This window comes from Halomonas sp. LS-001 (assembly GCF_052983955.1).
In genome coordinates, this window is sequence record NZ_CM129816.1 from 145,945 (window position 1) to 172,657 (window position 26,713).

26 protein-coding genes and 1 riboswitch are annotated in these 26,713 nt (G+C 54.2%); of the genes, 8 read left to right on the forward strand and 18 right to left on the reverse strand.

Going from position 1 to position 26,713, the window contains the following annotated elements:
- Positions 1 to 175 precede the first annotated feature (175 nt).
- The 7 genes from ACU6TU_RS00685 to ACU6TU_RS00715 form a co-directional block, all read right to left on the reverse strand.
- Positions 176 to 3,241 (reverse strand): EAL domain-containing protein, encoded by a 3,066-nt coding sequence (locus tag ACU6TU_RS00685; protein ID WP_447142689.1) that lies wholly within the window; start codon positions 3,239 to 3,241, stop codon positions 176 to 178.
- Between the two features lie 272 nt (positions 3,242 to 3,513).
- On the reverse strand, positions 3,514 to 4,656 hold the full coding sequence (gene msrB, locus ACU6TU_RS00690) for a peptide-methionine (R)-S-oxide reductase MsrB (protein WP_447142690.1): 1,143 nt from the start codon (positions 4,654 to 4,656) through the stop codon (positions 3,514 to 3,516).
- 83 nt (positions 4,657 to 4,739) lie between these two features.
- On the reverse strand, positions 4,740 to 6,236 hold the full coding sequence (locus ACU6TU_RS00695; protein WP_447142691.1) for an ATP-binding protein: 1,497 nt from the start codon (positions 6,234 to 6,236) through the stop codon (positions 4,740 to 4,742).
- A gap of 76 nt (positions 6,237 to 6,312) precedes the next feature.
- Positions 6,313 to 7,014, reverse strand: a complete 702-nt coding sequence (locus ACU6TU_RS00700) for a response regulator transcription factor (RefSeq protein ID WP_447142692.1) — start codon at positions 7,012 to 7,014, stop codon at positions 6,313 to 6,315.
- 57 nt (positions 7,015 to 7,071) lie between these two features.
- Entirely contained in the window at positions 7,072 to 7,203 is a 132-nt protein-coding gene (locus tag ACU6TU_RS00705; protein WP_447142693.1) for a hypothetical protein, read from the reverse strand.
- 233 nt (positions 7,204 to 7,436) lie between these two features.
- A complete protein-coding gene (locus ACU6TU_RS00710) occupies positions 7,437 to 7,859 on the reverse strand; it encodes an MAPEG family protein (RefSeq protein ID WP_447142694.1) in 423 nt (140 codons plus the stop codon).
- Positions 7,860 to 8,022: 163 nt separating this feature from the next.
- Positions 8,023 to 8,832 (reverse strand): hypothetical protein, encoded by an 810-nt coding sequence (locus ACU6TU_RS00715; RefSeq protein ID WP_447142695.1) that lies wholly within the window; start codon positions 8,830 to 8,832, stop codon positions 8,023 to 8,025.
- Between the two features lie 475 nt (positions 8,833 to 9,307).
- Positions 9,308 to 9,470: riboswitch (TPP riboswitch) on the forward strand.
- Between the two features lie 78 nt (positions 9,471 to 9,548).
- Here ACU6TU_RS00715 and tenA point away from each other — a divergent pair.
- Together tenA and thiC are read left to right on the forward strand one after the other, a co-directional pair.
- Positions 9,549 to 10,217, forward strand: coding sequence for a thiaminase II (gene tenA, locus ACU6TU_RS00720; RefSeq protein ID WP_447142696.1), 669 nt, complete (start codon positions 9,549 to 9,551; stop codon positions 10,215 to 10,217).
- A gap of 81 nt (positions 10,218 to 10,298) precedes the next feature.
- The gene (thiC, locus tag ACU6TU_RS00725) at positions 10,299 to 12,200 is read left to right on the forward strand and encodes a phosphomethylpyrimidine synthase ThiC (protein ID WP_447142697.1); all 1,902 of its coding nucleotides are present in this window, start codon (positions 10,299 to 10,301) and stop codon (positions 12,198 to 12,200) included.
- A gap of 59 nt (positions 12,201 to 12,259) precedes the next feature.
- Here thiC and ACU6TU_RS00730 read toward each other — a convergent pair whose 3' ends face one another.
- From ACU6TU_RS00730 to ACU6TU_RS00750, 5 genes are all read right to left on the reverse strand, one after another.
- Positions 12,260 to 13,339: an NAD(P)-dependent alcohol dehydrogenase gene (locus tag ACU6TU_RS00730; RefSeq protein ID WP_447142698.1), complete on the reverse strand. Its 1,080-nt coding sequence runs from the start codon at positions 13,337 to 13,339 to the stop codon at positions 12,260 to 12,262.
- A 265-nt stretch (positions 13,340 to 13,604) separates the two neighbouring features.
- Positions 13,605 to 13,787: a CsbD family protein gene (locus tag ACU6TU_RS00735; RefSeq protein WP_447142699.1), complete on the reverse strand. Its 183-nt coding sequence runs from the start codon at positions 13,785 to 13,787 to the stop codon at positions 13,605 to 13,607.
- Between the two features lie 228 nt (positions 13,788 to 14,015).
- On the reverse strand, positions 14,016 to 14,516 hold the full coding sequence (locus ACU6TU_RS00740; protein WP_447142700.1) for a porin family protein: 501 nt from the start codon (positions 14,514 to 14,516) through the stop codon (positions 14,016 to 14,018).
- Positions 14,517 to 14,592: 76 nt separating this feature from the next.
- Positions 14,593 to 15,498: an EamA family transporter gene (locus tag ACU6TU_RS00745; RefSeq protein WP_447142701.1), complete on the reverse strand. Its 906-nt coding sequence runs from the start codon at positions 15,496 to 15,498 to the stop codon at positions 14,593 to 14,595.
- Positions 15,491 to 16,375, reverse strand: a complete 885-nt coding sequence (locus tag ACU6TU_RS00750) for a substrate-binding domain-containing protein (RefSeq protein ID WP_447142702.1) — start codon at positions 16,373 to 16,375, stop codon at positions 15,491 to 15,493. The genes ACU6TU_RS00745 and ACU6TU_RS00750 overlap by 8 nt, the downstream gene beginning before the upstream one ends.
- A 124-nt stretch (positions 16,376 to 16,499) precedes the next feature.
- Here ACU6TU_RS00750 and ACU6TU_RS00755 point away from each other — a divergent pair, with 124 nt between their 5' ends.
- The 6 genes from ACU6TU_RS00755 to ACU6TU_RS00780 all read left to right on the forward strand — a co-directional run bounded on the left by ACU6TU_RS00755 (position 16,500) and on the right by ACU6TU_RS00780 (position 21,570).
- Positions 16,500 to 17,204: an ABC transporter permease gene (locus ACU6TU_RS00755; RefSeq protein WP_447142703.1), complete on the forward strand. Its 705-nt coding sequence runs from the start codon at positions 16,500 to 16,502 to the stop codon at positions 17,202 to 17,204.
- Positions 17,201 to 17,938, forward strand: a complete 738-nt coding sequence (locus tag ACU6TU_RS00760) for an ATP-binding cassette domain-containing protein (protein ID WP_447142704.1) — start codon at positions 17,201 to 17,203, stop codon at positions 17,936 to 17,938. The genes ACU6TU_RS00755 and ACU6TU_RS00760 overlap by 4 nt, the downstream gene beginning before the upstream one ends.
- Positions 17,939 to 18,021: 83 nt before the next feature.
- Complete coding sequence (locus ACU6TU_RS00765; RefSeq protein ID WP_447142705.1) at positions 18,022 to 18,828, forward strand: substrate-binding domain-containing protein; 807 nt, start codon at positions 18,022 to 18,024, stop codon at positions 18,826 to 18,828.
- A 143-nt stretch (positions 18,829 to 18,971) separates the two neighbouring features.
- Positions 18,972 to 19,625, forward strand: coding sequence for a peroxiredoxin (locus tag ACU6TU_RS00770; protein WP_447142706.1), 654 nt, complete (start codon positions 18,972 to 18,974; stop codon positions 19,623 to 19,625).
- 206 nt (positions 19,626 to 19,831) lie between these two features.
- The gene (locus ACU6TU_RS00775) at positions 19,832 to 20,722 is read left to right on the forward strand and encodes an alpha/beta hydrolase (protein WP_447142707.1); all 891 of its coding nucleotides are present in this window, start codon (positions 19,832 to 19,834) and stop codon (positions 20,720 to 20,722) included.
- 125 nt (positions 20,723 to 20,847) lie between these two features.
- Entirely contained in the window at positions 20,848 to 21,570 is a 723-nt protein-coding gene (locus ACU6TU_RS00780; protein WP_447142708.1) for a DUF4197 domain-containing protein, read from the forward strand.
- A gap of 130 nt (positions 21,571 to 21,700) precedes the next feature.
- Here ACU6TU_RS00780 and ACU6TU_RS00785 read toward each other — a convergent pair whose 3' ends face one another.
- From ACU6TU_RS00785 to ACU6TU_RS00810, 6 genes are all read right to left on the reverse strand, one after another.
- A complete protein-coding gene (locus tag ACU6TU_RS00785; RefSeq protein ID WP_447142709.1) occupies positions 21,701 to 22,042 on the reverse strand; it encodes a DUF5368 family protein in 342 nt (113 codons plus the stop codon).
- Positions 22,043 to 22,054: 12 nt separating this feature from the next.
- The gene (locus tag ACU6TU_RS00790) at positions 22,055 to 23,440 is read right to left on the reverse strand and encodes an NAD(P)/FAD-dependent oxidoreductase (protein ID WP_447142710.1); all 1,386 of its coding nucleotides are present in this window, start codon (positions 23,438 to 23,440) and stop codon (positions 22,055 to 22,057) included.
- A gap of 177 nt (positions 23,441 to 23,617) precedes the next feature.
- Entirely contained in the window at positions 23,618 to 24,091 is a 474-nt protein-coding gene (locus ACU6TU_RS00795) for a hypothetical protein (protein ID WP_447142711.1), read from the reverse strand.
- A gap of 311 nt (positions 24,092 to 24,402) precedes the next feature.
- Positions 24,403 to 25,146, reverse strand: a complete 744-nt coding sequence (locus tag ACU6TU_RS00800; RefSeq protein ID WP_447142712.1) for a ZIP family metal transporter — start codon at positions 25,144 to 25,146, stop codon at positions 24,403 to 24,405.
- Between the two features lie 66 nt (positions 25,147 to 25,212).
- Positions 25,213 to 25,650: a TIGR01244 family sulfur transferase gene (locus ACU6TU_RS00805; RefSeq protein ID WP_447142713.1), complete on the reverse strand. Its 438-nt coding sequence runs from the start codon at positions 25,648 to 25,650 to the stop codon at positions 25,213 to 25,215.
- 81 nt (positions 25,651 to 25,731) lie between these two features.
- The gene (locus ACU6TU_RS00810) at positions 25,732 to 26,640 is read right to left on the reverse strand and encodes an MBL fold metallo-hydrolase (protein ID WP_447142714.1); all 909 of its coding nucleotides are present in this window, start codon (positions 26,638 to 26,640) and stop codon (positions 25,732 to 25,734) included.
- Positions 26,641 to 26,713: the final 73 nt, after the last annotated feature.

The window sequence follows — 26,713 nt, forward strand, 5'->3', positions numbered from 1 at the left end:
TCAGGCCGTAAGATGCAAATAGATAGCCACTGCGTGAATGATGCCCGATCAGCGCCCAGGAAGCGAGTATCGCTCATCAAACCCTCAGTGGTGTCATGATGGTTTACAAAGCAGCGTCCGCCCTTGCCGTGATCCCGGCGTTTTTATGGCGGGCCTCGTTCATGACAAGTATCACTTATGGCGAGTGTTGAGGAGGCGTGCCATCTGTCAGTGTGAAATGTTCTTTCCATTCAACCAGCTTGTCGGCTGGCATCGGCCGGGCGAACGCATATCCCTGACCATAGTCACAGCCCAGAGCCAGCAATGCATGAGCATGGGCGTAGGTTTCCACACCTTCGGCAATCACGCGGCGCTGAAAGGCGTCTGCCAGGCTGAGAACGCCCTTGAGCATTACCAGGTCTTCTTCGTTATCAAGCATGTTGTATACAAAGCTTCTATCGATTTTCAGGATGCTTGCTGGCAGGTAACGCAGATAGGCGAGGGTGGAGTAACCGGTACCAAAATCGTCCAGCGCAAATTGAACACCAAACGTCTGGCAGTCACGCATAATGGTTGCCACCCGCTGGATATCATCCAGCGCACTGCTTTCCAGCGCCTCAATTTCCAGATCACCCGGGACAATATCGGGAAAGGTGTCAAGCGCATGACGCAGCCAGTCAGTAAAATTCGGGGCCTGCAGATGAATGCCATCGACGTTGACGCTGATTGGCAAGTTAACGCCGAGTTGCTTCCAGGTGCTGCACTGCGTCAGGGCGGTGCGTATGACCCATTCTCCCAGTGTAATGGCAAATGGATGCTGCTGTATCACGGGCAGGAATCTGTCAGGCGATAGCAAGCCTTGCTCAGGATGCTGCCAACGTATCAGCGCTTCAACGCCAATCACGTCGCCATTTCGCATATTAATTTTCGGCTGATAGAAAAGCACAAACTCATCGTCGACAAGCGCCTTCTGGATACGCGCAATACTTTGATGATGCCCACGCACTGCGCGTTCGTGGGCCAGATCAAACATATGGTAACGGTTCTTGCCTAACTGCTTGGCCTGATACATGGCGTGGTCGGCCTGGCGGATGAACTGGTCCGGTTCAATATCCTCACTACCATCGTACGCGGCTACTCCAACACTTGCCGACACCTGAATCTCGTAACCGGTAAAGCGAATCGGTTGGTTAACGCGCTGGATCAGACGTTGAATCACGCGCTTCATTTCCTGATCACATTGCTGGTGAGGGAAGACCATAATGAACTCGTCGCCCCCCAGACGGGCGACAATATCGTCATGCTGCAAGGTGCTGCTCAAGCGTTTGGCGACCACTTTCAACACGCGATCACCAAAGGCGTGGTCATAGCGATCATTAATGTATTTAAAGCCATCAAGATCCAGGTAAGCCAGCACCAGTCGGCAATGGTTCTCGCGTGCTTCCCGCATGGTCCGGGTAAGGTGTTGGGTAAAGCTTTCACGGTTGGGAAGGTTGGTTAATTGATCAAAATAGGCCAGGTGCTGCAAGCGCGTTTCGTAGTCTTTCTGGCGTGAAATATCGGTAAAAACGATGACATAGTGGGCGGTGCGGGTCGCTTCATCCTTAACCCGTGAGAGGGTTAACTGAATGAGATAGCGCTCGCCATTTTTGCGTGTTTCCCACACTTCGCCCTGCCAGACGTCGTCAGAGGCCATTGCAAGTATGTGGTCATCACTATGTGTACCGAACCGGTGTTTCAGCAGTGGGGCACGCTGATTGAGGACTTCATCCGCTGGGTAGCCGGTAATCCGCGTGAACGCTGCGTTAACTTCCAGTGTGACGCCCTGATCATCGGTTAGCATGATGGCGTCATGGGCATGATGAAATACGCTGGCGGCCAGACGTAAATTGGTCTCCGCATGTTTTTCAGCGCTGATATCAATACGTGTGCCAGATGCCGTTAATGCCTTACCGCTGGCGTCGCGGCGAGTGACCTGTCCACGGTCAAGCACCCATAGCCAATGACCGTCGCGGTGCCGCAGGCGAAACTCGCAGGAATAGTAAGCACGTCTGGCACGAAGGTGGTCATCAATGGCCTGATTAACGCTGGCAAGGTCGTCGGGATGCACCCATTGCTTCCATTGCGGCAGGCTGTTGGAGGTGAACTGCTCGGGGGCATAGCCCAACATGGTGGCCCAACAATTATTGACGTGCAGTTTTCCCGTTACGACATCCAGCTCCCAGGTGGCGGTGCCAGTGACATTGAGGATTTCCGTCAAGCGGTTCTGGTTGTGCTGTAACTCACGGGTTTTACGCCTGACCACCTGACGAAGACGCATATTCCAGGCCACTATCCATAAGCTGATCACCACCACAACCAAGGCGTGTGGCCAGTAGTTTCGCCATTGAATACTGGCCGATGGAAGCATCTTGCCCATCCACTTTTCCTGGATGTTATCCAGCGTGCCATGTTGGCGCGCTTGAGTAATGCCTTTATCCAGTATGCTGTTTAGAAGGTGATTATCTTCTTTTACTGCCATTGCGTTAAGGCCGGTATAAAGCGGTTCGCCAACCCGTTTCATTTCCACATTCAAGCCTGAGCGATAGAGATGAAACATCACAATCTGTTCATCGCCAATCATGGCATCGGCTTCACCACCCAGGACGGCAAGAATGGCATCTGCGAAATTGATAGTAGAAACAAGGGTGACATCGATACCTGCCCTGGCTAAATAGTCTTCCGCGTAATCACCAAGCTGGGTAGCAACACGCAAACCCTCGAGATCCTCAAGCCGGGTAATATCGGGGCGGTCAATAGGCACAAACATTGCGGCTGGCACGTCAAATACTGTCTGGGTGAAATCAAAGGTTTCATCCCTGTCAGCACTATAGAAAAAGCTGGTGAGTATATCGGCTTGGCCGGACTGAAGGCGTGATTGCGCAGAACTAAAATCGGTATGGGTGAAATGTGCCTGGAATCCTGCCTCAGCGGCGATCCAGCGGGCAAGCTCAATCATCATGCCGTTGCTTTCGCCATTGGCATCGGAAAATTCAAAGGGCGGATAATTGCTCTGGCTGACAAAAACAATGGGTTCGTTTTCTGCCAGATAAGCCTCTTCAGCCTCGTTTAACGAAATGCTTTGCGCGCTGGCCTGCGTGGAATGCGTGGAAGAAGCAAGCACTAATAAAGCGACACACAGCCGACCCAACATGGCCCCAACACGGCCGATGGGCCAATGTTCAAGAACGAATGTCGTTGTACAGCCCCAGCATCCTGGCACTTGCGGCGCTCCTTTTATGGGTATTGATGAGCCGTCAGTGATCTGACGAAAGATCGTCAGGAATTATAATTTTACAATTAGTAGCCTCGCGTAACTTTCCTCAGGCGTCTAGGGGTTAAGTTAATTTTTTCACGCTTGCGTTAACGCAAGTATGTGATAAAGCTTAGCGCTAATGGTTGGACGTATTCAGACCCGTTGATTTAAATAAAAAAATGGAACACCCGATGCGGGGTGTTCCACTGTGTTGTTTCTGGGGCTATTACCCTGGGTTATTAAATCTGCTCGATATACTGGCCGTAGCCTTCGGCTTCCATCTGTTCCAGCGGGATGAACCGCATGGCGGCCGAGTTCATGCAGTAACGCAGGCCTGTCGGTGCCGGGCCGTCATCAAACACATGGCCAAGGTGGGAGTCGGCGATACTGCTGCGAATTTCGGTTCTGACGATGAACCAGGAACGGTCATCGTGTTCTGTCACGACGCCCTGGTCAATGGGGCGTGTAAAGCTGGGCCAGCCGGTGCCGGATTTGTATTGGTCGCGAGACGAGAAAAGTGGCTCGCCGGATACCACATCCACATACAATCCTGGCGCTTTATTATCCCAGTAGGCGTTATCGAAAGCCGGCTCCGTTCCGTCTTCCTGAGTGACGTTATACTGCTGTTCTGTCAGTTTTTCACGCAATTCGGCATCGCTTGGCGGGACAAATGCCTGATCAGCACTGGTGTTCTCATCCACGCTGCTGTTGTCTGGCTTGAACTGGCTGAAATCGATCGTCTGCTCGTCGCCCCATACCCGGTCGATAAACTGATAACGGCCAGAGTTGAAGGTGTAGAATTTATAACGGACCGGGTTTTTCTTGTAGTAGTCCTGATGGTAATCCTCAGCGTCGTAAAAGACATCGAACGGTTGAATCTCAATGACGACCGGTTCCTCGTAGCGACCGGATTCCATGAGCGCCTGCCGAGAGGTTTCGGCCAGGCGTTGCTGTTCGCCGTTGTGATAAAAGATGGCGGGGCGATACTGCTGCCCGCGGTCAACAAACTGACCATCAACATCGGTGGGGTCCATAAACCGCCAGAACCCCGCCAGTAGCCCTTCGTAAGTGATCTCCTGCGGGTCATAGTAAACCTGAACCGCTTCTGTATGGCTGGTATTCCCGGAAGATACCTGCTGGTAATTGGGGTTGGGTTCATCGCCGCCGCTGTAGCCTGAGACAGCTTCCACCACGCCGGGAATCTTTTCGAAGCCTTCTTCCACGCACCAGAAACAGCCTCCGGCAAACGTAGCGACTGCCAGGTCGGGGTTGTCGGGCGCGTAAGCGGAATCAGTGTTCATAGCGTCGGTCGCGTTGACTTTCACAACCGCCAGTGTGCTTGCCATGAGTAGCAGCGAACCATAAGCGAAGATGCGTTTCATAAGCCTTATCTCCTGATAATTTGTGTCTCAGGATTCACTCTATAAGGATAAAATCACAGAGATATCCGCCAGACATCACAAATTTATAACGCAGATGTGTGAGCGGGTAGGCAAATGGTGAACACGGCTCCGTGGGGCGTGCGGTTGGCGACCTGAATAGACCCTTGCTGCAGCGTCATCATGCGCTTCGCGATAGCCAGCCCCAGCCCGATATGGCCAGATGTCTGGCCCTGAACCAGGGTGTGCGACCCCTGGTAGAAAGGCTCGAAAACATGCGCCAGGTCCGGTTCCGGAATTCCCGGCCCTGCATCGCAGACACACACCTTGAGTGATGTATCATTACCGGTAATCTCCAGGTCGACCTGGCCGTTTGCCGGGCTGTAGGCGATGGCGTTACCGATCAGGTTATCCAGCACACGCTCAGTCATGGCAAGATCAGCAACCGCCATGGGGTTGGGCGCGTTACCACCATCAACGTTCAGCGTTACCTGTTTGCTGGCGGCTGCCGGAGCATGTTTCTGAGCAATGTCGTGAACCAGCTCCGCCAACATGCAAGGTTCGACACGTGGGACGCTTTCACGCGCTTCCAGGGCGGCCAGTTCAAACAGTTCGTTTACCAGGCGGCCCAGGCGGTGGCCCTCCTGCAAGGCAATATCGAGAAACGCATCCTGCTCGGTCGCGCTAAGGCTTTCGCGCTTCATGCGCAACGCCTCGATATACCCCTGCATGGAGGCCAACGGTGTTCTCAGATCATGGGAAACCTGGGCAATCAGGCGTCGACGCTGGGCATCCTTGTCCTGCAATTGTTCGATCTGGGTGGCAATCCGCTGTGCCATCTGGTCAAACCGTTCGGCCAGATAATCAATTTCATCGCCTTTTGAAGGCGGTTTTCGGCGCAGTGAAGGGGAGGGAGCCTGGGTCATGCCATTGCTTTCGAAGGCCTCCACCTGCTGTGTCAGCTGGGTCAGACGCCGTGTCAGCCGATGGAAAACCGCCAGCCCTGCGAGCATGCCCACTGCCAGGCTAATCGCGATCGCCCAAAGGCTCATCTTGATGAAATGGCCGCTGCGGGCCATGGTTTCCGCGAGGTCATATTCCTCGCCCCGCAGTACCACGTAGAGATAGCCTTCCGGGTTGTCAGCCGAGGGGACTGGCGTCACTGAAAATACCTTCTGACGGTCGTGACTGCGAGGGTCATCCCCAAGAACCGGGTACTCGTTCATATCCGCCAGCAATGTGTGGATGGGCGCCAGTGACACCTGATTGCGCTTGATCTTGGCCGGGTCCGCAGAGTAGGCCATGATGGTGCCTTTCTGGTCGAGCAGGTAGATCTCAATGCTGGGATTGATGGTCATGTAAAGCGCGAATAGCTCGCCGAGCGCCTGTTGATCAAGGCGCCCCTCGTCAACCAGATTGCGATCGGCCACCAGATGCCTGGCCAGATCACGGTTCAGTTCCTGATTTAACGAGGCGTTGTATTGCTTCAGTGTATAGATACTGACAAAGGCATAGAGAATGCCGACAGCGACCAGCAGCAGGAAAAGTCCCAGCGCCAGTCGGGTATAGAGTGTTTTTGGCAAGGTTCTCACCATAAGTCAGTATAAATAGGTTGGCTTATAATAGGTTCGCTTATAAATAGCTCCGCTGATAAATAGCTCAGCTCATAAACCGATAACCCACCCCCCAAACGGTCTGGATAAAAACGGGGGAGGCGGGGGTTTGCTCAATCTTGTTGCGCAAACGGTTAATGTGCGTGTTAACGGTATGCTCATACCCTTCATGATTATAGCCCCACACGGTATCCAGCAATTGGGTACGGCTGAAAACGCGGCCAGGATGGCTGGCAAAGTGCCACAACAGATCAAATTCACGGGCGGTCAGCTCCACCTCATGACCATGAACCTGTACCTTCCGCCTGGCTGGGTCAATGCGCAGATCTTCAAACTGAATTTCTTTGGGAAGGGGCGCCTGCTCCGGTTTGGCCGCCATGGCATCAATCCGGCGGAACAGTGCCTTGATGCGCGCCCCTAATTCGGCAGCGCTGAAGGGTTTGGTGAGATAGTCATCTGCTCCCATCTCCAAGCCGAGTACCCGGTCAAGCTCGGTTCCTTTGGCCGTCAGCATCATCACCGGCACATAGTCGCTACCGCTGCGAATCTCACGACAAATAGCCAGGCCGTCCAGGCCCGGCAGCATCAAATCCAGAACCACCAGGTCGATACCGCCCTCCTGAAAGCGGGCCAGACCGGTATCGCCTCGGTCCTTGAGCGTCGCCTGCATGCCCAAGTCTTCCACGTGCATGCGCACCAGCTGGCCAATGCCTGGGTTATCCTCAATGATCAATACATGTCGTGTCATCAGCTCCGGGCTCTCAAGTTGTCAGGTCCGGCAGCGACGACGCTGCGATGGACCCGGTTATTGATCCATCGTGTCGTCGTGCATCATGCTCTCGTCGGATGACGTCATCTCGTCAGCATGGGCCACACCGGCCCCCATTGCCATGACTAACATGATGGCCAGACTCGCTGCATTTATGGATTTGTTCATTGTTGTTCTCCTGAAGATAAAGTGCCTGTCAACGCTTATGGCAGGCTCAAATATCATTCTGAGACGGCATCATCACAGACGCATCACGAGACAATCACAAATCTATCGCGCAAATCTCACGTTTCTGTCACGGCGGCTTGAACGGGTGAAACGTCAGCTGGGATACCAAGAGTGATGTAACGACGGGCAGAGGAAAGCGTTTTTGCTAAATTGGCAAGATAGTAGAAAAGCCTCTAAAAAAGGGCTACTAGAATCAACAGGCTCATCAACCACATACATGCCACACCGATGATAAACGCCGCCGTCCGCCACGGCTGAAGCCCTGCCAGATAACATAACGTGTGCATGTATCGAGCGCCGGTAAACGTGAGGAAAAGCCAGGGCGCCGCCCCAGGCGAGGCACCCACCCAGACATAGGCCACCCCAAGCGCCAGAAAGATGGGAATATTTTCAAGATCATTTAACCAGACGCGGGCCGCTCTCTGTACCTGTGGCAATTCTTCTTTAGCAGGCTCACGGCCCACCAGGGCGGCGTCTTCAGGGGTCTTGAAGGTCATCTTGCCGATGCGATGAAACCCCTGATAAGCCGATGTAGCGAACATCTTAAAAAAAAGCAGCACGACAACGATGGCGTACCAATACACTGCGTTATCCATGGCGTCTCCTTACTCTGCCCCCGCAATCAGCGACGGGCGTCGAAAAACCAAGTGTAGCGCGGATTGAGGCTGGGGAGGGCGAACGCTTTGTACTCCAGCGACACGGCTGGTGGCAATTTTGAATAAAATTGGTGACAACGAATGCCGTTGTTGTTGCAACTTGTTATACGTTTTGGGAGCGCTCCCTAAGTAGGCGCCCTTTTGCTTTTGATTCATGCTTTAGGAAGTTAACCATGAAATGATAATCAGGGTGCGATTTCAAGCTACGACTGACAAAGTAAACCCTTGTTGAACTGTGAGAAAATGTCTTTACTACCCCAGAGCCTAGATTGCTGCCAGCGACAATGCTGAATTTTATCCCAGGTATACTAAATACTATATGTTGATAGCCATCATGATTTTTGACTGTAGGAAAGCTCATTGATGGTGTGTCAACTACTTGATTCTCAACATATACGGCCAGGTAAGTGTTTTCTGGTAAAGCTGAATCTCCCATAAGAAATTTCGAAAAAGCATACATTTTTTCCTTGCGAATTGAGTTTTCTGTGTCGGGTAATCCGCATGACCCCCAGTCTGTTGCCGACATCCTCCAAGCAATACTGACGGCAAAATACATGAATCCAAAGGCTAACTCTCCATTAGGTGGAAAATACCAAACTTCATCCTGTACGCTAGTCAGTGCCTTATACTTCCTTATTTTCGTAGCTAGCTTGAAACCGTTTGGGCGAGCCATCAGTGGTAGTACTATATCCTCTCCATTTTTGGAGAACTTCAACTCACAATTTTCGCAAAGCAGATGTTTTTTGGCTTGTTTATCGGTATACGCTGCTGACTTATCAAAGCCAGAGATCCAAATAATATCTTCCCCTTGCCCTGGAAAACCTTTTTTAATAGTTCGATAAATTGCCTTAGGCATGAAGTGACTATCTTTCAGCTTCATTGACCGATTACATAAAGCGCAGACTCCGTTCATTAACGCTCCTCGGGCGTATAACCGTTTATTATTGCGCATGCGCGTTTTTCTAGAAAACTTAATTCTGCCAAAAACTGATAAAAAATCGATAATAAAGATTTATTAATTTTCGTTCTAAAGTTTGCCAAAAAAGCATGCATGAGATTTATTTTTTTTAAGCCATTATCAAAATAGCACATAAACATACAGTTAGCCTTATCAACTCATTGCCACTTCTTGGGTTTGTAAAAAACACCCGTCAAATTAAGCACTCACCCATGCCAGGGATAAGGAAAAACGCGCATTGCCGACACTCAAATAGAGCAACGGGGCGCTTATGCTGCCGATACACGAATGCCGCATCACACTTTCATGCATACCAATCGCTGTTGCGCTGAACGGCAAAATTTTCTTTATGCCCATTTAATGTTTGCGCCGAACTTAGCTGTCGGATCCCCTTGCATCTCCTGCCTCTGCCTCCTAGACTGCTTGCATTAACTGCTTGACGGGGTGCCGGTGAATCCGGCTGAGATGGCGCAGGGCGTATCACTTAGATGCTGCCAAAGCGCTGGTCCCGCTGAACCTGATCCGGCTAATGGGCGGCTCCTCATGAAGAGGGCAGCTCGGGTACCGGCGTAGGGATCAAGCGATGGCCTCGGCTCAGCTTCACGCCACCTTCCGTGCCATTCCCTCGATCTCAATCGCCCGCCTTCCGGATCATTACCACCGGAGGCATCATGGGCTACTGCTTTACCGACCTTACCAACGCCTGCCATGACGACTGGCGTGCCTATATTGAGCACGATTTTGTCCGCCAGCTGGGCACCGCCGCGCTACCCGAACCCTCGTTTCGCCACTATCTGAAACAGGATTATCTGTTTCTGATTCACTTCGCCCGTGCTTACGCCTTGGCCGCCTATAAAAGCCCGACCCTTGCTGACCTGCGCCAGGCCCATGAGGGTTTAAAAGCCATCGTGGATGTGGAGCTGGGCCTGCACGTGGGGTTCTGCCAGGAGTGGGGCATTTCAGAAGATGAGTTGGCCCAGCTGCCGGAAGCGCGAGCAACGCTTGCCTACACCCGCTATGTGCTGGATACCGGCAACCGTGGCGACCTGCTGGATTTGCACGTGGCGCTGGCCCCTTGCCTGGTGGGTTACGGCGAAATTGCCAACTGGCTGAACGCTCAGCCGTTCACCCTACGCGGCGCGAAAAATCCCTTTGACGCCTGGATCGCCATGTACGAAAGCGAGGAGTTTCAGGCCGCCATGCAGGCGGAACTGGAATGGCTCAACGCTCGCCTTGCCGAGGTGACCCCCGCCCGTTTTGCCGAACTGAGCAGGATATTTGGCGATGCCACCCGCCTGGAAATCGATTTCTGGCAGATGGGGTTGGATCTTGCTCACTGACACCGGCCAATCCATCCGTTCAATCGCCTTATAACAACCGTTTCATAACAACAAGCAAACAATAAACCCAAGGAAATCATCATGAGTAAAACTAGCCACTTTCTAGCAGAAACCGCCCAGGTCGATGCCGCTGCCATTGCGCCGCTGCCCGCCTCGCGCAAAGTGTATGTCGAGGGCTCACGGCCGGATATCCGCGTGCCGTTTCGGGAAATCACCCTGTCGCCTACCAAAACCAGCAGCATCGATGAAGAGAACCCGCCGCTGCTGGTGTATGACACCTCTGGCCCTTACACCGACCCCGCGGCCAGCAACGATTTACGCCAGGGCTTACCCGCGCTGCGCCGTACCTGGATTGAAGAGCGTGACGATACCGAGTTCCTAGATGGCCCAACCAGTGAGTACGGCAATCGTCGCGCTAACGACCCAACGCTTGCCCAGCTGCGCTTTGATTTAACCCGCACCCCACGCCGGGCAAAAGCGGGCAAGAACGTCACCCAGCTGCACTATGCGCGCCAGGGCATTATCACGCCGGAAATGGAGTTTATTGCCATCCGCGAGAACCAGCGTCGCCAGACGTTAGGCACCGCCGAAGTCGAGCGCATTCTGGGCCATCAGCATGCTGGCCAGAACTTTGGTGCCAGCCTGCCGGAAGAAATCACGCCGGAATTTGTGCGCGACGAAGTGGCCCGTGGGCGAGCGATTATTCCTAATAATATCAATCACCCTGAATCCGAGCCGATGATTATTGGCCGTAATTTCCTGGTGAAGATTAACGGCAACCTGGGTAACTCAGCGGTCACCTCGTCGATTGAAGAAGAGGTCGACAAAATGACCTGGGGGATCCGCTGGGGATCGGACACCATCATGGACCTTTCCACGGGCCAGAATATCCACGAGACCCGTGAGTGGATCATCCGCAACTCGCCGGTGCCCATCGGCACCGTGCCGATCTATCAGGCGCTGGAAAAGGTCAACGGCGTTGCTGAAAATCTAACCTGGGAGATTTTCCGCGATACCTTGATCGAGCAGGCTGAGCAGGGTGTCGATTACTTCACCATTCACGCAGGCGTGCTGCTGCGCTATGTGCCACTGACGGCCAACCGCGTGACCGGCATTGTCAGCCGTGGCGGCTCCATCATGGCCAAGTGGTGTCTGTACCATCACCAGGAAAGCTTCCTGTATACCCACTTCGAAGAAATCTGCGAGATCTGCAAGCAGTACGACGTGGCGTTTTCTCTCGGCGATGGCCTGCGCCCCGGCTCAGTGGCCGATGCCAATGACGAAGCACAGTTCGCTGAGCTTGAGACGCTGGGCGAGCTGACGAAGATTGCCTGGAAGCACGATGTGCAGGTGATGATTGAAGGCCCCGGCCATGTGCCCATGCACCTGATCAAGGAGAACATGGATAAGCAGCTCGAAGCGTGTCACGAGGCGCCTTTCTATACCCTGGGCCCGCTCACCACCGATATCGCCCCTGGTTACGACCATATTACCTCAGGTATTGGCGCGGCGATGATCGGCTGGTTTGGCTGTGCGATGCTCTGCTATGTCACGCCGAAAGAGCACTTGGGCCTGCCAAATAAAGATGACGTGAAAACCGGCATCATCACCTACAAGATTGCCGCCCACGCCGCGGACCTGGCCAAGGGGCATCCGGCCGCACAGCGTCGCGATAACGCGCTTTCCAAGGCACGCTTTGAATTCCGTTGGGAAGACCAGTTCAACCTGGGGCTGGACCCGGATACCGCCCGCGAATACCACGACGAAACCCTGCCCAAGGATTCCGCCAAGGTAGCGCACTTCTGTTCCATGTGCGGGCCGAAATTCTGCTCAATGAAGATCAGTCAGGAAGTGCGCGATACCTATCGGGATCGCACGCCGGAAAATGCCTCTGAAAGCGACGCCGAAGCTGTCAAGCGCGGTATGCAGGAGCAGGCGGAGAAGTTCCGCCGGAAAGGCAGCGAGCTGTATCAGGAGGTGTAACGTAGCACCTCGCTGAACAGCCTCGCTGATTGACGTGGCCCTTGAGTGTTAAAGGAACACTATGAAACCTCAAGGGCCACTTTCAACACGCCGTCGCGCTGATGGGAAAACAGATCGTATGCATCAACGATGTTTTCCAGGGCGTAGCGGTGGGTCACCATGGGGCCAAGATCCAGTCGCCCTGAGGCAATAATGCTCATCAACCTGCGCATGCGCTCTTTGCCGCCAGGACAAAGTGACGTAATGATCTTGTGGTCACCCAGGCCCGCGCAGAAAGCACCCAGCGGTATTGTCAGGTCTTCGGAGTAAACGCCAAGGCTAGATAGCGTGCCGCCGGGCTTTAACACCCGCAACGCCGATTCAAAGGTTTGCTGCAGGCCGAGTGCTTCAATCGCGGCGTCCACACCGCGCCCACCCGTGAGCTTAAGAATTTCTTCGACGACATCGACCTTGCGAAAATCCAACGTCACGTCAGCGCCCATTTTCCTGGCCATCGCTAAACGCTCATCCACGCCGTCGACAGCAATGATCATTCCCGCTCCGCGCAGCCGTGCTCCCGCCGTGGCGCACAACCCAATTGGCCCCTGAGCAAACACCACTACCGTGTCACCTATCTTGATGCCCGCTGACTCGGCACCGGCAAAACCGGTCGACATGATGTCAGGGCACATCAGCACCTGTTCGTCAGTCAGGCCGTCGGGGACGGGGGAGAGATTCGCCTGGGCATCAGGCACCAGGAGGTACTCGGCCTGGGCGCCGTCGATGGTGTTGCCAAAGCGCCAGCCTCCCATTGGTTTGTACCCATGGCTGTGGTGGCCGCCATCCTGCGAACAGCAGTCATCCTGGCAGGCGTAAGAGGTGAAGCTCGGGCAGATGGCGCCGGCGATGACTCGCTGGCCTTCTTGGTAACCTTTTACGTTGGCGCCCAGCTTTTCAATCACACCCACCGGCTCATGGCCGATGGTTAAGCCTCGCTCAACAGGGTATTCACCCTTGAGAATATGAATGTCGGTGCCACAGATGGTGGTGGTCGTCACGCGCATCAGCGCATCGTTGGGACCGATTTCGGGAATGGGCTTGTCGTCAATTTCAATACGACCAGGCTCAACAAAAATAGCGGCTTTCATCATGGTAGGCATGGGATACTTCCTCAGTGAGGGGAGTCATGACACATGATCATTAAGCAATAGCAGGCCGCCAGTCATATTGAGCTACGTCATCTTTTGTACAGACTGATTTGTGCAGGCTGGTTTTGTACAGACTGATTTTTTACAGACTCGGTTTGTGCAGACCAAGAAATAACATGGCACCCGTTGCTTTACGCAAAAAAAAACCGGAGCCGTGGCCCCGGTTGTTAGAGTCGGTTGTTATAACCGGTTGTCAGAATAGGAATCGCGTTAAAGATTACTTCTTCTTGGCTTTCTTCTTGACCTCACCTTTGCCTTTTTCCAGCTCACCCTTTACCTGCTGGGCTTTGCCTTTGGCTTCGGTTTTTGTGCTTCCAGTTACCTTGCCTGCCGCTTCTTTCGCCTTACCTGCTGCTTTATTGGCGGTTCCTTTCACTTTATCTTTTTTGCCACTTGTCATGACGAAAGCCTCTAATCCGCTAGTGGGAATGATGTCGCTCACTAAGTGAATACTGACTTCGAATAGCGACTCCTTTCATAGCGTAGCCTGTGTTAGAAAAGTTACCGCAAATACTTTGTCGGAAAATGCCGCTATTGATGACACACAAAAAACCCCTACCACGTAACGCTCGTGATAGGGGCTTCTCGTACGCTTATTTACCGTACTGACCTGTATTAATTGACGATATTAAAAACGGTATTTCATGCCAACGCTTGCGGCACCGAAATCGTAGGCGGTTTTATCCAGGTAGCGCATGTAATCAGCACCGACAGAGATATTCGGGGAAAGATCCATTTCTGCGCCTGCACCGTAGGAGAAGCCGGTTTCACGGTCGCTATTGATATCCACTTCGGTGAAACCTGCCAGGCCGTACAAGCGAACGTCAGGTGCCATGGGTATGATACCTTTTGCATAGGCACCTGCTACGTGGTCTAGCTCGGCGCCACCATCAGAACCGCCGGTACCTAAATGCCCTTCAAGCGCGAAAAAATCGTTGAACTGTGCACCGCCGCGCAGACGCAGGCCAACGCTGTCTCGCGAGGACCCGCGATCAGGGTTAAGGCTCCAGAACATGGCATCACCGCCCACATAAGTTTGTGGAGACTGTTGCGCTTGAGCCGATGCCGCGAAAGCACCCGCACCAACGAGGAGTGCGGCCGTGGTGAGTGATAATACGGTCATCTTCATAGTTTGAACCTCAGTTAAGAAACAGTGTTTTCTTACGTTGAGTAATTGTGGCTAATACTTAAGGCGAACGCAAATACTATCGTCCTTTTGACAGACTCAGTGCGATGATGCCGCTGACCACCAGCGCGCCGCCCATCAACTGGCTAGTGCTGATTGTCTGACCCAGAACGAGATAACCCAACAATAAAGCGGCGACCGGTTCAAAATTCATGACGGGGGCGTTTCTTGCCATATCCAGGCGCGGCACAAAAATAAACAGAAGGGAAAAGGCACTGCCGTATAACACAGCCAGCAGGGTGAGCCCTGTCCAGCCGGTGCCGGTTTCCGGTAAGCTCATGCCACCCGGCAGCGCGCCCAGTAACCCCGCCACGATGATGGCAACAAAGACGGTTTGCATGGTCAGTAAGCTGCGTAAGGTGCTGCCAACGCTCGCCAGGCGGTGTTCGGTTATCCAGAGTGCGCAAGACAACGCAAAGGCCGCACTTAACCCAAAGCCAATACCCGCCAGCCACTCCGTCCCCATTGTATGGGCGTTGGCTATCCAGCTCGGAATATCAAGCACCACTAATATCCCGATTAAAATAACGCCCATCATCAGGCAGCTACGTAGCGAAGGCCGCGAGCCGCCCAGCGCCCAGCTTAATAGTGCTAACTGGATGGGAAAGGTATTGATCAGCAGTAGTGCAATCACCACCGGTAAACGTGCTACCGCAGAATAAATACTGACGCTTTGAATGGCGATCAACAGCCCGGCCGCGAGCTGCCATGGCCAGGTGCCCGGCGGCAGCCACAGGCGCTTTTTCTGGGTGATGACCAGCGTCAGCAGAATCAGACAGGCAACGCCGGAGCGCATCAACACGGCGAGCAGCAAGCCGGTGCCGTTATCAAATGCCAGGCGCGCTGCCACATGATTGGCCGCAAACAGGGTGGCCATCGTCAGCAATAATAAAACGGCAACGTGACGGGGGAGTCGCTCAAGCATTGTAGACCACCTGTCCCAGTTCACTGATAGTGTAGCCGCCCAATGCTTTGGCGCGCTGGATAAAGCGCTCGCTTTGCGCAAACGCCAGTAACTTCTGCACGGGTGGTTCAAAGTAATGGCGGCGGTGCATGGCGAGGTCAAAACATTCTTCATGCAGGGCAATAAAGCGCAGGCCCTGGCGCCGGGCGGCGGCTTCGATACCCAGCCCGGTATCGGCATCGCCTTGTTGGATCATCAAGGCCAGATCATCCTCGCTTAGCGCTGGGTTGGCTACCCAATTAATACGTTTCTCATCAATTCCGTGGCGCTGAATCAGGCTGTGTAGCAGATGGCTGGCGCCGGCATCAGGCTGACGCCGGGCAACACGTACCTGTGGCTGGGTGATATCTTCAAAGCGTTGGATCTGTCTGGGATTGTCCGCTGCCAGCAGTAGCCCTTGCCAGCGCTTGGCCCAGCGGATCATGACAAGATCGCGCACGCCACCCATGCCCAGTTCCGCCGGGTCATTATAGCCTTGGCTATGGGGGTGCCACAGATGCATTCCCGCCAGCATGGCCTGCCCACGCAGCAAACGCTGCACGCCGTCGCCGCTGCCCTGGCATAACAGTGCCAGATCGGCACCGCTTTCCTTGATCGCCCATTCCAGCAAGGGGTCCTGGCTGCCCGCCACCACCAGCGGCACCGGGGTATGGCTGGCGTGGTCACCCTCCAGATGATTCATCAACCATAAGTCGATGCGTTGTCGCGGAAACAGCAGTTTGCCAGTGACCTTGACGCAGGGGATGACCCCCTGACTGACCAGATCGTAGATCTTACGCTCTTTCAGACGTAAGTAAGCGGCAACTTCGGCAGTCGTCAGGTAAGCAGGCAGTGACATCCAGATGCTCGCAGAAAATAAGGGGCGAAAGATGCTTAATAAAGCATAAAGCTGCATGAATTTCACTGCTAGGTGAAAATTGGCAATATAAAGAACACGATGCAGTTTATAAACGGAGAACACGATGGCTGCAGAAACACATGCGTTCAATATTGCCCTGTCCCTGCTGATCAATCTGGATGATGCCCTGGTTGGTATTGTGCTGCTTTCGCTGCAGGTTTCATTGCTGGCTGTGTGCATTGCAGCGGTGATGGGTTTTCCGCTGGGAGCGGCGGTAGCATTGTGGCGCTTTCCTGGGCGTGGGGTGTTGGTGGTCGTACTGAATGCCTTGATGGGGCTGCCGCCGGTGGTCGCCGGGTTGAGCGTTTATTTACTGCTTTCCCGCGCGGGGCCTCTGGGCGAACTTGGGCTTCTTTTCACGCCTGGCGCCATGGTGATTGCCCAGGTAGTACTGGTGCTGCCTATTCTTGCAGCGCTATCGCGTCAGAAAGTTGAGGAGCTTCTGGGCGAGTATCAGGAGCAGTTTATTTCGCTGGGGATGTCGCGACTGCGGATGATGCCGACCCTGCTATGGGATGCCCGCTTTGCGCTGCTGACGGTCCTGCTGGCCGGTTTTGGCCGCGCCAGTGCTGAAGTCGGTGCGGTAATGATGGTGGGTGGCAACATTGATGGTGTTACCCGAGTGATGACCACATCCATTGTCCTGGAAACCAGTAAAGGCAACCTGCCGCTGGCACTGGGCCTGGGCATTGTGCTGTTAACGCTGGTCATGTTGATCAATGCCGCCGCCTATGTGATGGGTGAGCTGGCGAGGAGACGCATGGGATGACGATCCTGCAGCCGCTGGAGCCGCACACCACGGCAGGTGCCGGTACCGCCCTGGCGTTTGAGCGGGTGACTTTCCATCATCAAGGCAAATGCTTGCTGGGGCCGTGCTCCTTTGCACTTGAAGGGAGCGGGCCCACGATGGTGATGGGCCCTAACGGCGCGGGTAAAAGTCTGCTGCTACGCCTCGCGCATGGGCTGCTGGCACCGACGCAAGGTAGCATCCGCTGGCCCTCTCAGCGGCCACGTCAGGCCATGGTGTTTCAGCAGCCGGTGATGCTGCGTCGTTCCGCGATTGCCAATCTGATCCATGCCCTGGCCGTTAACAAGACACCGCGCCCCCAGCGTCGGCCACTCGCGGAAGCCGCGCTGGAGCGGTTTGGCTTGAGCCGCGTGGCCAAAACACCGGCCAGAGTGCTGTCCGGGGGCGAACAACAGCGTCTGGCGCTGGCGCGTGCCTGGGTGTTGGCCCCCCAGGTACTGTTTCTTGATGAGCCGACCTCAGCCCTGGACCCTGCTGCCATAAAGGCGGTGGAGGCTGCCATTATGGCGTTTCACCATCAGGGAACGCGGATTGTGATGACCACCCACGATATTCATCAGGCCAGGCGGTTGGCCGGGGATGTGCTGTTCATGGCGGGTGGACAGGTTCGTGAACACACGCCAGCCCGTCAATTTTTTCATCAGCCGGTTTCGCCCAGCGCGCAGGCTTATCTGTGCGGTGAACTTGTTGAATGAACTTGTCGAATGAGCTTGATGACCCGCCGATTAAATGCGCCTGAGATTGAAAACATCCTGAGTTTCAAACACGGAGACGTTCAATGAAAACCACGTTAACCCTTGCCCTCGCCACCGTGATCAGCGGTATCTCGGTCTCTCAGTCTTACGCAGACGATTTCATTACCCTGGCATCGACAACGTCCACCGAAAACTCCGGCCTGTTTGGTGCCATTGTGCCGATATTTGAAGACGCAACGGCTATTAAGGTACGCGTGGTCGCCGTGGGTACCGGGCAGGCGTTCGAGATCGCACGGCGGGGCGACGCCGATAGCCTGCTGGTTCACGATACGGCCGGTGAAGCGCAGTTTTTGGCAGACGGCTACGCCAGTGAGCGTGCCGATGTCATGTACAACGATTTTGTGGTGATTGGCCCTTCTGATGACCCGGCAGGCATTGCCGATGCCGACAACGTAGCAGAGGCGTTTAGGCTTATTGCCGAGGCACAGGCACCTTTTACGTCGCGTGGGGATGACAGTGGCACCCACCGCGCTGAGCAACGGCTATGGGAAAGTGCTGGCGTGGCACCGCAAGGTAAATGGTACCGCGAACTGGGTAGCGGTATGGGCCCAACGCTTAATACTGCCACTGCCATGGATGCCTATGTGATGGCAGACCGTGCCACCTGGGTCGCGTTTGAAAACCCTCAGAACCTGGCGCTACTGTTTGAAGGGGATGATGTACTGTTCAACCAATACGGCAGTCTGTTGCTATCACAAGAACGTCACCCGCACCTGAAGCATGATCTGGCTGAGCAATGGCATCGCTGGTTGCTATCGGAAGAAGGCCAGCAGGCGATTGGTGCCTTTGAAGTGGAGGGGCAGCAGCTCTTTTTCCTCAATGCGCAATAATGTCGCATCAAGGGTGTGCTGAGGTTGTAATATGGTTAAGGTGAACCCATGGTATAAGCCTACGACCTAAACGATAACGCCTGCTGCTGCGATAGCCGCAGGCGTTATCGGCACATCCTTTATCGCTGCATAAGGAGCTAACGATGTCACTGCGTATTAATGAAGTGGTTCCGGATTTTGAAGCCAATACCAGCCAGGGCCCGATCCGCTTTCACGACTGGATCGGTGATAGCTGGACCATTCTGTTTTCTCACCCCAAAGACTTCACGCCGGTCTGCACCACTGAATTTGGTGCGGTCGCGACACTGGATGCCGAGTGGAAAAAGCGTGGCACCAAGGTGATTGGCGTATCGGTAGACGGCGTGGAAGAGCACAAAGGCTGGATCAACGACATTCAGTCCTACTGCAGCAATGATGTGCATTTCCCGATCATCGCCGATGAAGAGCTGAAGATCTCTAAACTGTTCGATATGCTGCCAGCCGAAGCTTACCTGCCGGATGGCCGCACACCGGCTGACAGTGCCACCGTACGTTCGGTGTTTATCATCGGCCCGGATAAACAGCTCAAATTGTCGATGACCTATCCGATGACAGTGGGCCGCAACTTTGCGGAAATACTGCGCGCGCTGGATGCGCTGCAGACCACTGCCAAGCATGGCGTTGCCACCCCGGCAGACTGGACCCTTGGTCAGGACGTCATTATTCCGCCGAGCGTTTCAGAAGACGATGCCAAAGCGAAGTTTGGTGAATATGAAACCATCTTCCCTTACCTGCGCAAAACCAAGCTGCCCCAGTAATTCGTCACGATTAGACCCGCAGCAAAAATAAACCACCCTGACGGCCGCCCCGTCAGGGTGGTTTGCTTGTGTAGGGAGGTCTGTTTTATATGCATGCTTGGGTTCATCATTAATACTTGGTTTCATCATCAATACTGGGCTCATCATCGATGCTTGAGTAATGCGCTGCAGCGTTAACGCGCCTGGCAAGGAGGGGGAGGGAAGTGGTGATTGGATTATATGGGGCAGGGCTTCTGGCCGCCGTCCTGGCGTTGGGCGTGGCACTCCAGCGGCGTTTTCATCGTCGTCTGCACCGTGAACTGGCGGCACCCCGTGAAGCGGTGGGTGATGTGTTGTCAGCGTTTGGGCTGGAAGGAGAAACCGTTCATTTTACGACCCAGGGTAAGCGCATGCTGGAAGCCTGGTGGCTGCCGGTAAAGACGCCACGGGGGCAAGTTGTGATCACCCACGGCTGGGGTGCTAACCGGGCAACCTTGCTGCCCCTGGCCCCTTTGCTGATGGCAGCAGGATGGAGCGTCTTGCTGATTGATGTACGCAACCACGGTAACAGCGACAGCGATACATTTTCTTCCATGCCGCGCTTTGCTGAAGACATTGAGGCGGCACTGCATTGGCTGAAGCGCCATCAGGCACCGTTGCCGACCGCCTTGATTGGCCACTCGGTGGGTGCCGCCGCGACCTTACTGAGTGCTTCACGGCGAGACGATATTGTTGCCGTGGTCAGCCTGAGCAGCTTTGCTCATCCGGATGGCATGATGCGCCGCTGGCTGGCTGCCAAAGGCCTGCCGTTTTTCCCTCTTGGCTGGTACGTGATCCGCTATGTGGAAAACGTCATCGGCCACCGTTTTGATGATATTGCGCCGCTGACAACCTTGCCGTTGATCCGCTGCCCGGTATTGCTGGTACACGGCGAAGACGATGAGGTTATTCCGCTGAGTGATGCTCAGCACCTCGCAGAGAAGGGCGGCGCTAACGCTGTGTTGCGCGTGGTGCCGGGTGGGCATGACCTAACCGACAGCCTGGCGCGTCACGGTGATGAGTTGATGGCGTTTCTCAACGCTGCCGTTGGGGAACCAGTCACCGAACGTTGTGCTTAATAGAAACGTCTTCAGAAACGTTTACGATTGCCTTGAACAAGACAAAAGACAATGCCGTACCATGGTAACGGTGATGCTAATGACAACAGTTGATAAAGACAGTTATTAAAGACAGGGAGAGCAGAATGAAGAAATGGTTAGCGTTAGCCGGCGTTATGGTGATAACCAGCGGTTGCCAGAATATGGACGCGATGGGGCCATTACTGAATGCCGGTACGCAAATTGCCGGGGCTTCTGGGGCACAGGATTCATCCCGCCTGGCCAGTGGTATCAAGCAGGCGTTGGCATTAAGTACGGATCGGGCGACCGAGAGTCTTTCCACTCAAGGTGCCTTTAATATGCCCCTGCCCGGTGCAGGCCAACAGATTGCCGACACGCTGCGTCAATTCGGCATGGGGCAGTATGTCGACCCGGTGCAGAATGCCATGAACCGCGGAGCCGAGCAGGCTGTTGCGGAAGCGGCGCCAGTCTTCAAAACCGCAGTGCAGGAAATGAGCGTGGATGACGCCATGGGCATCCTTCGCGGTGGCGATACTGCTGCGACCCAGTATTTTCGTACCAGTACTGAAGCAACATTGCGTGAGCGTTTCTCGCCGATTGTGCAAAGCAATCTGCAGCAGACCGGATTTTACGATCAATACCAGTCCATGTTGGCGATATATGAGCAGCTACCGATTGGCAATGGGCCCGACCTGGACCTGGAAAGCTACGTGATCAATAACAGCATGGATTCACTGTTTGCAGAAATCGGCAACCAGGAACGCCTGATTCGCCAGGACCCGGCTGGCCAGGGCAGTGCTCTGATCGGCCAGGCATTCAAGCTGATCAACTCAACCGGCACCCAGTAGACAGCTGTGCCAGGCACAGCACCAACCCTCAGGGTTGATGCTGTGCGGCTGAGTATAGAAATCGCTTGAACAGTGCTGTTATTGCCGACAGGATTTTCTCTGCTGTTCGGTCATATCAACACACAACACATCACTCGGCTAACCGGTCTCTTACCAGGTAGCTCAACGGGTGGAGTAACAGGAACGCCACCACAAAGGCACCAATAACACTACCAACGACGGCAATCCAGTCAAAAACGGTGGTGATATAGGCAAATTGCGAATGGGTTAGCCAAGGCACCCAGAACACAGCCGAAAGACCAATCAATACAGCTACGATAGTGGCCAGCATACAACGGTACTCTGTGATCTGATAGCCGCGCATATAGGCGAGTAAATGCAGCACCACAAGAACCACAATACCGGCAACGATCAGCCAGACGAAAGGCGCCAGGGCATACATCAAAACGGTAAGAATACTGGTGATTGTCATGACGACCTCCTGTTATGCCTGGCCTTCAAGCACGGCGTAGTAAGCGGGTTGCAGCATGTAGTCTTTCATTACCCAGACGGCCCAGGATTCGTCCTTGGGGTCGATGAACGGGAAGGAAGGCATAAAGGCAAACTCATCCTCGTAGCCAAACTCAACCAGCATGGCTTTGCCGATACCGGTAATCATCGGGCAGGAGGTATAGCCATTATGGCGAGCATTCAAAGGCTTACCCTGAATGGCCGCTAACAGGTTGGCTTCCACAACAGGCGCCTGAGCTTTAACACTGGCGGCTGTTTTATTGATCGGGGCGCCAATCACATCACCAATGCCAAACACTTCCGGGTAGCGATTGTGCTGCAGGGTGTGGATATCCACATCCAGCCATTCGCCTCTGAAAGGGCCTTCTTTGGCAACCAGGTCACTTTGCTTGATAAAATCCGGGGCGCTCATTGGCGGCACGACGTGGATAAAGTCATAGTCGGCAATGACCGTTGGCAGACCGTCGCGCTGGTACTCGGCCTCGCGCAGTTCGTGGTGTGAGGTGAACTCGCTGTCTGGCCCAACAAAGGTGAATTCTGCCTGTTTGGCCTGAGCGTCGATGGCAGATAGGCGATAGTGGTGGCGGCGGTTAACACCTTGCTCATCAAAACGCTGCTTAACGAACTGATCAACCCAGGGTTGTGAAAAGAGCCCGGCACCGGGGGATATATAATCCACATCAAAGGCTTCTCGGTGGCCACTGTTTTCCAGATGAGACAGCGTGGTAAACGTCATCTTCAAGGGGGCACCGGCGCATTTTACCGGCGTTGGGGCCGCGGTAAAGATGCCCTTACCTTCACCGCTGTCAATCCAGCCCTTGATGGCCTGGCGAGTACGGCTTGCGCCTTCAATACTGGCATAAACGCTACCGATACCGTGTTGACCCACCAGGTCGGCTGACATGCCGTCAATCAGGTCATAATTAAGCTGCAGGCCCGTAGCAACCACCAGGTAGTCGTATTCGAGGCTTTCACCATTGGCGAGATCAACGCGGCGATTCTCGGCATCAATACCAGCGGCATACTGGCGTATCCAGTGAATGCCTTGAGGTACGAAGTCCGCATTGGGGCGCATGGTTTTTTCTGGGTTCCATACGCCGGAGGCAACGAGTGTCCAGCCAGGCTGATAGTGATGCGTGTCGCGCGGTTCAATCAGGGTAATGCTGCCGCCGCGCAGCTTGGTGGCGAGGCGATTGGCCATGGCCATGCCTGAAGCCCCGCCACCTATCACCACGATTCTTGCTTGCGTATCGATGGTATTGGCATGCAGTGCGCTGGTATAGAGTAGACCACTGGCACTTAAACCTGCGCCTGCCTTAAGCAGTTGACGGCGGCTGAGTGTCATAGAGGATTTTTTCATGGCGGACTCCAAAACGGGTTTTTAAATAACATATGGATATATTGTTATAATTAATAATAGCTCAAGTCTGCCGTCGTGTTAGTCGTATTTAGTCGTAATAAAATAAGGTGAGAAGCACAGGAATTGCCCGGCATTCAGGCCGGGCAAGATAGGAGCAATGACCGAGTTGAAGGTCGTTCAGAAAGAGAAAACGGGAATCGACGGATCGCGCATCATCTCTGCCATTGGGCCTGGTGCAGCAACACCAACACCTTCAAGCAGGTCATCTTCTGCATAATCGGTGTTGGGCAGGTAGATGGCGCACACATCAACTGAAACATCTTCACCCATCATCATTTTCAACAGGCCTTCCGGAGCTAGTTTTTCCATGGGGTTGCCGGGCGGTGTGTTAATCGGCGCGTCGCTGGCATACCCTTCAACGGCAAGGTCGCCTGCGGCATCACAGAGCAGAATATGCAGGTCGGTGCCTTGCTGGCGCATGGCATTTCCCAGAATCAGGGCCATGCTCTGCGTTTCAATAGCATCACTGGTGATAATCATCAGTGCCTGATCTGTGGTCTCAGCGTGATCACCATGATTATCGGCGATAGCGTAAGTTGACAAAGCGGCGGTTGCCGCCAGTGTGGCAGTTGCAATCAATGTAAGGCGCATAATTTCTCCAGTCAGCAAATAAAAATCAGGTGAAACAAAAAGGGATGGAACTCGTCAGGTCTGGCTTATTTGTCTGCATGCCAGGCAACATCCGGGTCGACCGAGTCGCTCCAGGGGAGCCCTGAATAATGTGAGCGGCAAGGCACTACGTAACAGGCGAGGTTTCTTTGACTCAGGTATTTTTTATTCAATAAAAGAATAAATAAATAACTATGTCATATTTAAAATAGACCAGTATGGGGTAAAAAAAAGATGGCGTTTTGTCGCATGGACAAACGTCTTGGGCAGACGCTTGGCAGGAAGACGCTGGCTTAGTGGATGGCGTGCTGGAAGGCATACATGGCGAAAAATGCCAGCACGACGGTGGTTGCCACTGAGCTGGGGGAGGCATTTTCCAGTGCATCTGGAAGAATTTCAGAGAACACCATCCACATCATGGCACTGGCGGCAATGCCCAGGCCGATGGGAAGGAAAGGCGTAAACCAGGTGACAAACAGGAAGGCGGGAACGGCCATCAATGGTTGCGGCAAACTGGTGAAAATGCTCCAGCTGCCAGCCTTTAGGACAGACATGCCGCGTGGAATCAATATCAGGCTGATGGCTAAGCCTTCGGGAATGTTATGCACGGCAATTGCAGCACTGATAAATACCCCAAGGGACTCGCCACCACCGTAAGAAACGCCCACGCCCACTCCTTCAGCAAAGGAGTGAATGGTCATAATGCCAAGAATTAACAGGGCTTTGCGTGCATTGGCTCCGTGGAGTTCGCTGACATCAGGGGCGCCTCGGCGTTGGATGCTCCAGTCTGAAATAATAACCAGAGCCAGACCTATTGCCATACCTGCCAACGTCAGCCAAGGGGCGTCGCGGCTTCCCTCGCTGACCAGGCTATGGCTGGCAGCTAACATTAAACCTGCAGCTAACGCGTTGAAAAGGCTAAGCCATCGGGCACTGAAAGATTTCACGAACAGAAAGGGTAGTGCCCCCAGCCCGGTCGCCAGCGCCGTTATCATCGCGGCGAAGAACACGAACCAAAGCGAGATATCGACCGGCATGAAGTCTCCTGGGCGCACTCAAAATGCGCTGACGAAGCTGGCCAGAGCAGCACCGAGCAGATTGACTCAGCGTTGCTTCGCCGCTGTTTGTTCGAGAAGGGCACGGCGGTCTTCAAGATCATGCCCTGCCTGACGCGCCGCCGCCAGCAAGCTGGGGATATCGCAGCTGGGCGATTGGCTTTTGGCATGTGCCCACAGGTGAATCGCGCGTTTGCCGCTGCGGCAGAAGGCCAGAATGGGCGTCGGCAGGTTATCCAGTGCATTGCCAAAGGCGGCGATATCAGCCTCGCTGTATTCACCCGGTGTGACGGGAATGCAGCGCCATTCGATACCTAACGCCCTGGCTTTAGCGCTTAAAGTGGCATCGTCTGGGTGATCGTCAGCTTCGCCGGGGCGGCGATTACAGATCACGGACTTAAAGCCACGCCTGGCGACGTCTTCAAGGTCATTCGGGGTAATGGCTTCACTGATGGCAAAGCCCGGTTCGAGTTCGTGAATATTCAAGGGATCTCCTTATTATCAGTCACCGCGACAGGATGTCGTGGTGACATTCAATATAACCCATTGCCATGGTGCCTTGGGTGGTTACTCCCAGGCGGCTCCTTCCAGTGCATCCAGGGGAATTTTCAGATAGCGCTTACCATTGGCCTCCGGTTCCGGCAGGCGTCCACCACAGGTATTGACCTGTAAGGCATGCAGAATCAGCTTGGGCATGGGCAGTTCACTGTCGCGCTGATTGCGCAGTTCAATGAAACGCCCTTCACTGACGCCAGCCAGGTGTGGGTTGACGCTTTTCTGCTCTTTCACCGTGCTTTCCCACTGCGGCTCACGGCCATCCGGCATGTAATCATGGCCCGTGAACAGGCGGGTATCGTCCGGCAGTGTGAGAATTGCCTGAATGGAATCCCATAACGATTTGGCGCTGCCACCGGGGAAATCCGCACGGGCGGTACCGAAATCCGGCTGGAAAATCGTGTCATGAATAAACGCCGCATCGCCGATAACGTAGGTGATTGAGGCTAATGTATGGCCGGGTGAGAACATCACCTGCGCATCAATGTTGCCCACCTTGAAGGTATCCCCTTCACTGAACAGGCGGTCCCACTGACGTCCATCGGCAGGGAAATCGGGCCAGTGATAGATGTCTTTCCATAGCGCCTGCACTTCCTTGACGCAATTGCCAATCGCCGTCGGCGCACCGGTTTTTTCTTTCAGATAGTGGGCAGCAGAAAAATGATCGGCGTGGGGGTGAGTGTCGAGAATCCATTCCACCTCAAGCCCCTGCTCTGCGACATAAGTAAGTAGCTCATCGGCATGATGCGTCGCGGTTGCGCCAGATTTCTCATCGTAATCAAGCACAGGGTCGATGATAGCGCACTTATGCGTGGCAGGGTCACTGACAATGTATTGCACGCTAAACGTACGCGGCTCGAAAAAGCCAGCGACGTCAGGGGTGTTAGTGTCATGACTGCGAGAGAGAGAAAACCTTTGCATGTCGGCCTCCTGAAGCATTTGCGGTGAAACCGCGAGGGCGGCTGGGCCGCTCTCAAGGAAATGGCTAATCTTT

Coding starts and splice junctions, on each gene's coding strand:
- ACU6TU_RS00735 (WP_447142699.1), bottom strand. CDS start 13,787: ATGACAAGTGGCAAAAAAGATAAAGTGAAAGGAACCGCCAATAAAGCA.
- ACU6TU_RS00705 (WP_447142693.1), bottom strand. CDS start 7,203: ATGAACAAATCCATAAATGCAGCGAGTCTGGCCATCATGTTAGTCATG.
- ACU6TU_RS00715 (WP_447142695.1), bottom strand. CDS start 8,832: ATGAACGGAGTCTGCGCTTTATGTAATCGGTCAATGAAGCTGAAAGAT.
- ACU6TU_RS00765 (WP_447142705.1), top strand. CDS start 18,022: ATGAAAACCACGTTAACCCTTGCCCTCGCCACCGTGATCAGCGGTATC.
- tenA (WP_447142696.1), top strand. CDS start 9,549: ATGGGCTACTGCTTTACCGACCTTACCAACGCCTGCCATGACGACTGG.
- ACU6TU_RS00755 (WP_447142703.1), top strand. CDS start 16,500: ATGGCTGCAGAAACACATGCGTTCAATATTGCCCTGTCCCTGCTGATC.
- ACU6TU_RS00780 (WP_447142708.1), top strand. CDS start 20,848: ATGAAGAAATGGTTAGCGTTAGCCGGCGTTATGGTGATAACCAGCGGT.
- ACU6TU_RS00745 (WP_447142701.1), bottom strand. CDS start 15,498: ATGCTTGAGCGACTCCCCCGTCACGTTGCCGTTTTATTATTGCTGACG.
- thiC (WP_447142697.1), top strand. CDS start 10,299: ATGAGTAAAACTAGCCACTTTCTAGCAGAAACCGCCCAGGTCGATGCC.
- msrB (WP_447142690.1), bottom strand. CDS start 4,656: ATGAAACGCATCTTCGCTTATGGTTCGCTGCTACTCATGGCAAGCACA.
- ACU6TU_RS00750 (WP_447142702.1), bottom strand. CDS start 16,375: ATGTCACTGCCTGCTTACCTGACGACTGCCGAAGTTGCCGCTTACTTA.
- ACU6TU_RS00760 (WP_447142704.1), top strand. CDS start 17,201: ATGACGATCCTGCAGCCGCTGGAGCCGCACACCACGGCAGGTGCCGGT.
- ACU6TU_RS00795 (WP_447142711.1), bottom strand. CDS start 24,091: ATGCGCCTTACATTGATTGCAACTGCCACACTGGCGGCAACCGCCGCT.
- ACU6TU_RS00730 (WP_447142698.1), bottom strand. CDS start 13,339: ATGCCTACCATGATGAAAGCCGCTATTTTTGTTGAGCCTGGTCGTATT.
- ACU6TU_RS00710 (WP_447142694.1), bottom strand. CDS start 7,859: ATGGATAACGCAGTGTATTGGTACGCCATCGTTGTCGTGCTGCTTTTT.
- ACU6TU_RS00770 (WP_447142706.1), top strand. CDS start 18,972: ATGTCACTGCGTATTAATGAAGTGGTTCCGGATTTTGAAGCCAATACC.
- ACU6TU_RS00790 (WP_447142710.1), bottom strand. CDS start 23,440: ATGAAAAAATCCTCTATGACACTCAGCCGCCGTCAACTGCTTAAGGCA.
- ACU6TU_RS00800 (WP_447142712.1), bottom strand. CDS start 25,146: ATGCCGGTCGATATCTCGCTTTGGTTCGTGTTCTTCGCCGCGATGATA.
- ACU6TU_RS00810 (WP_447142714.1), bottom strand. CDS start 26,640: ATGCAAAGGTTTTCTCTCTCTCGCAGTCATGACACTAACACCCCTGAC.
- ACU6TU_RS00785 (WP_447142709.1), bottom strand. CDS start 22,042: ATGACAATCACCAGTATTCTTACCGTTTTGATGTATGCCCTGGCGCCT.
- ACU6TU_RS00740 (WP_447142700.1), bottom strand. CDS start 14,516: ATGAAGATGACCGTATTATCACTCACCACGGCCGCACTCCTCGTTGGT.
- ACU6TU_RS00700 (WP_447142692.1), bottom strand. CDS start 7,014: ATGACACGACATGTATTGATCATTGAGGATAACCCAGGCATTGGCCAG.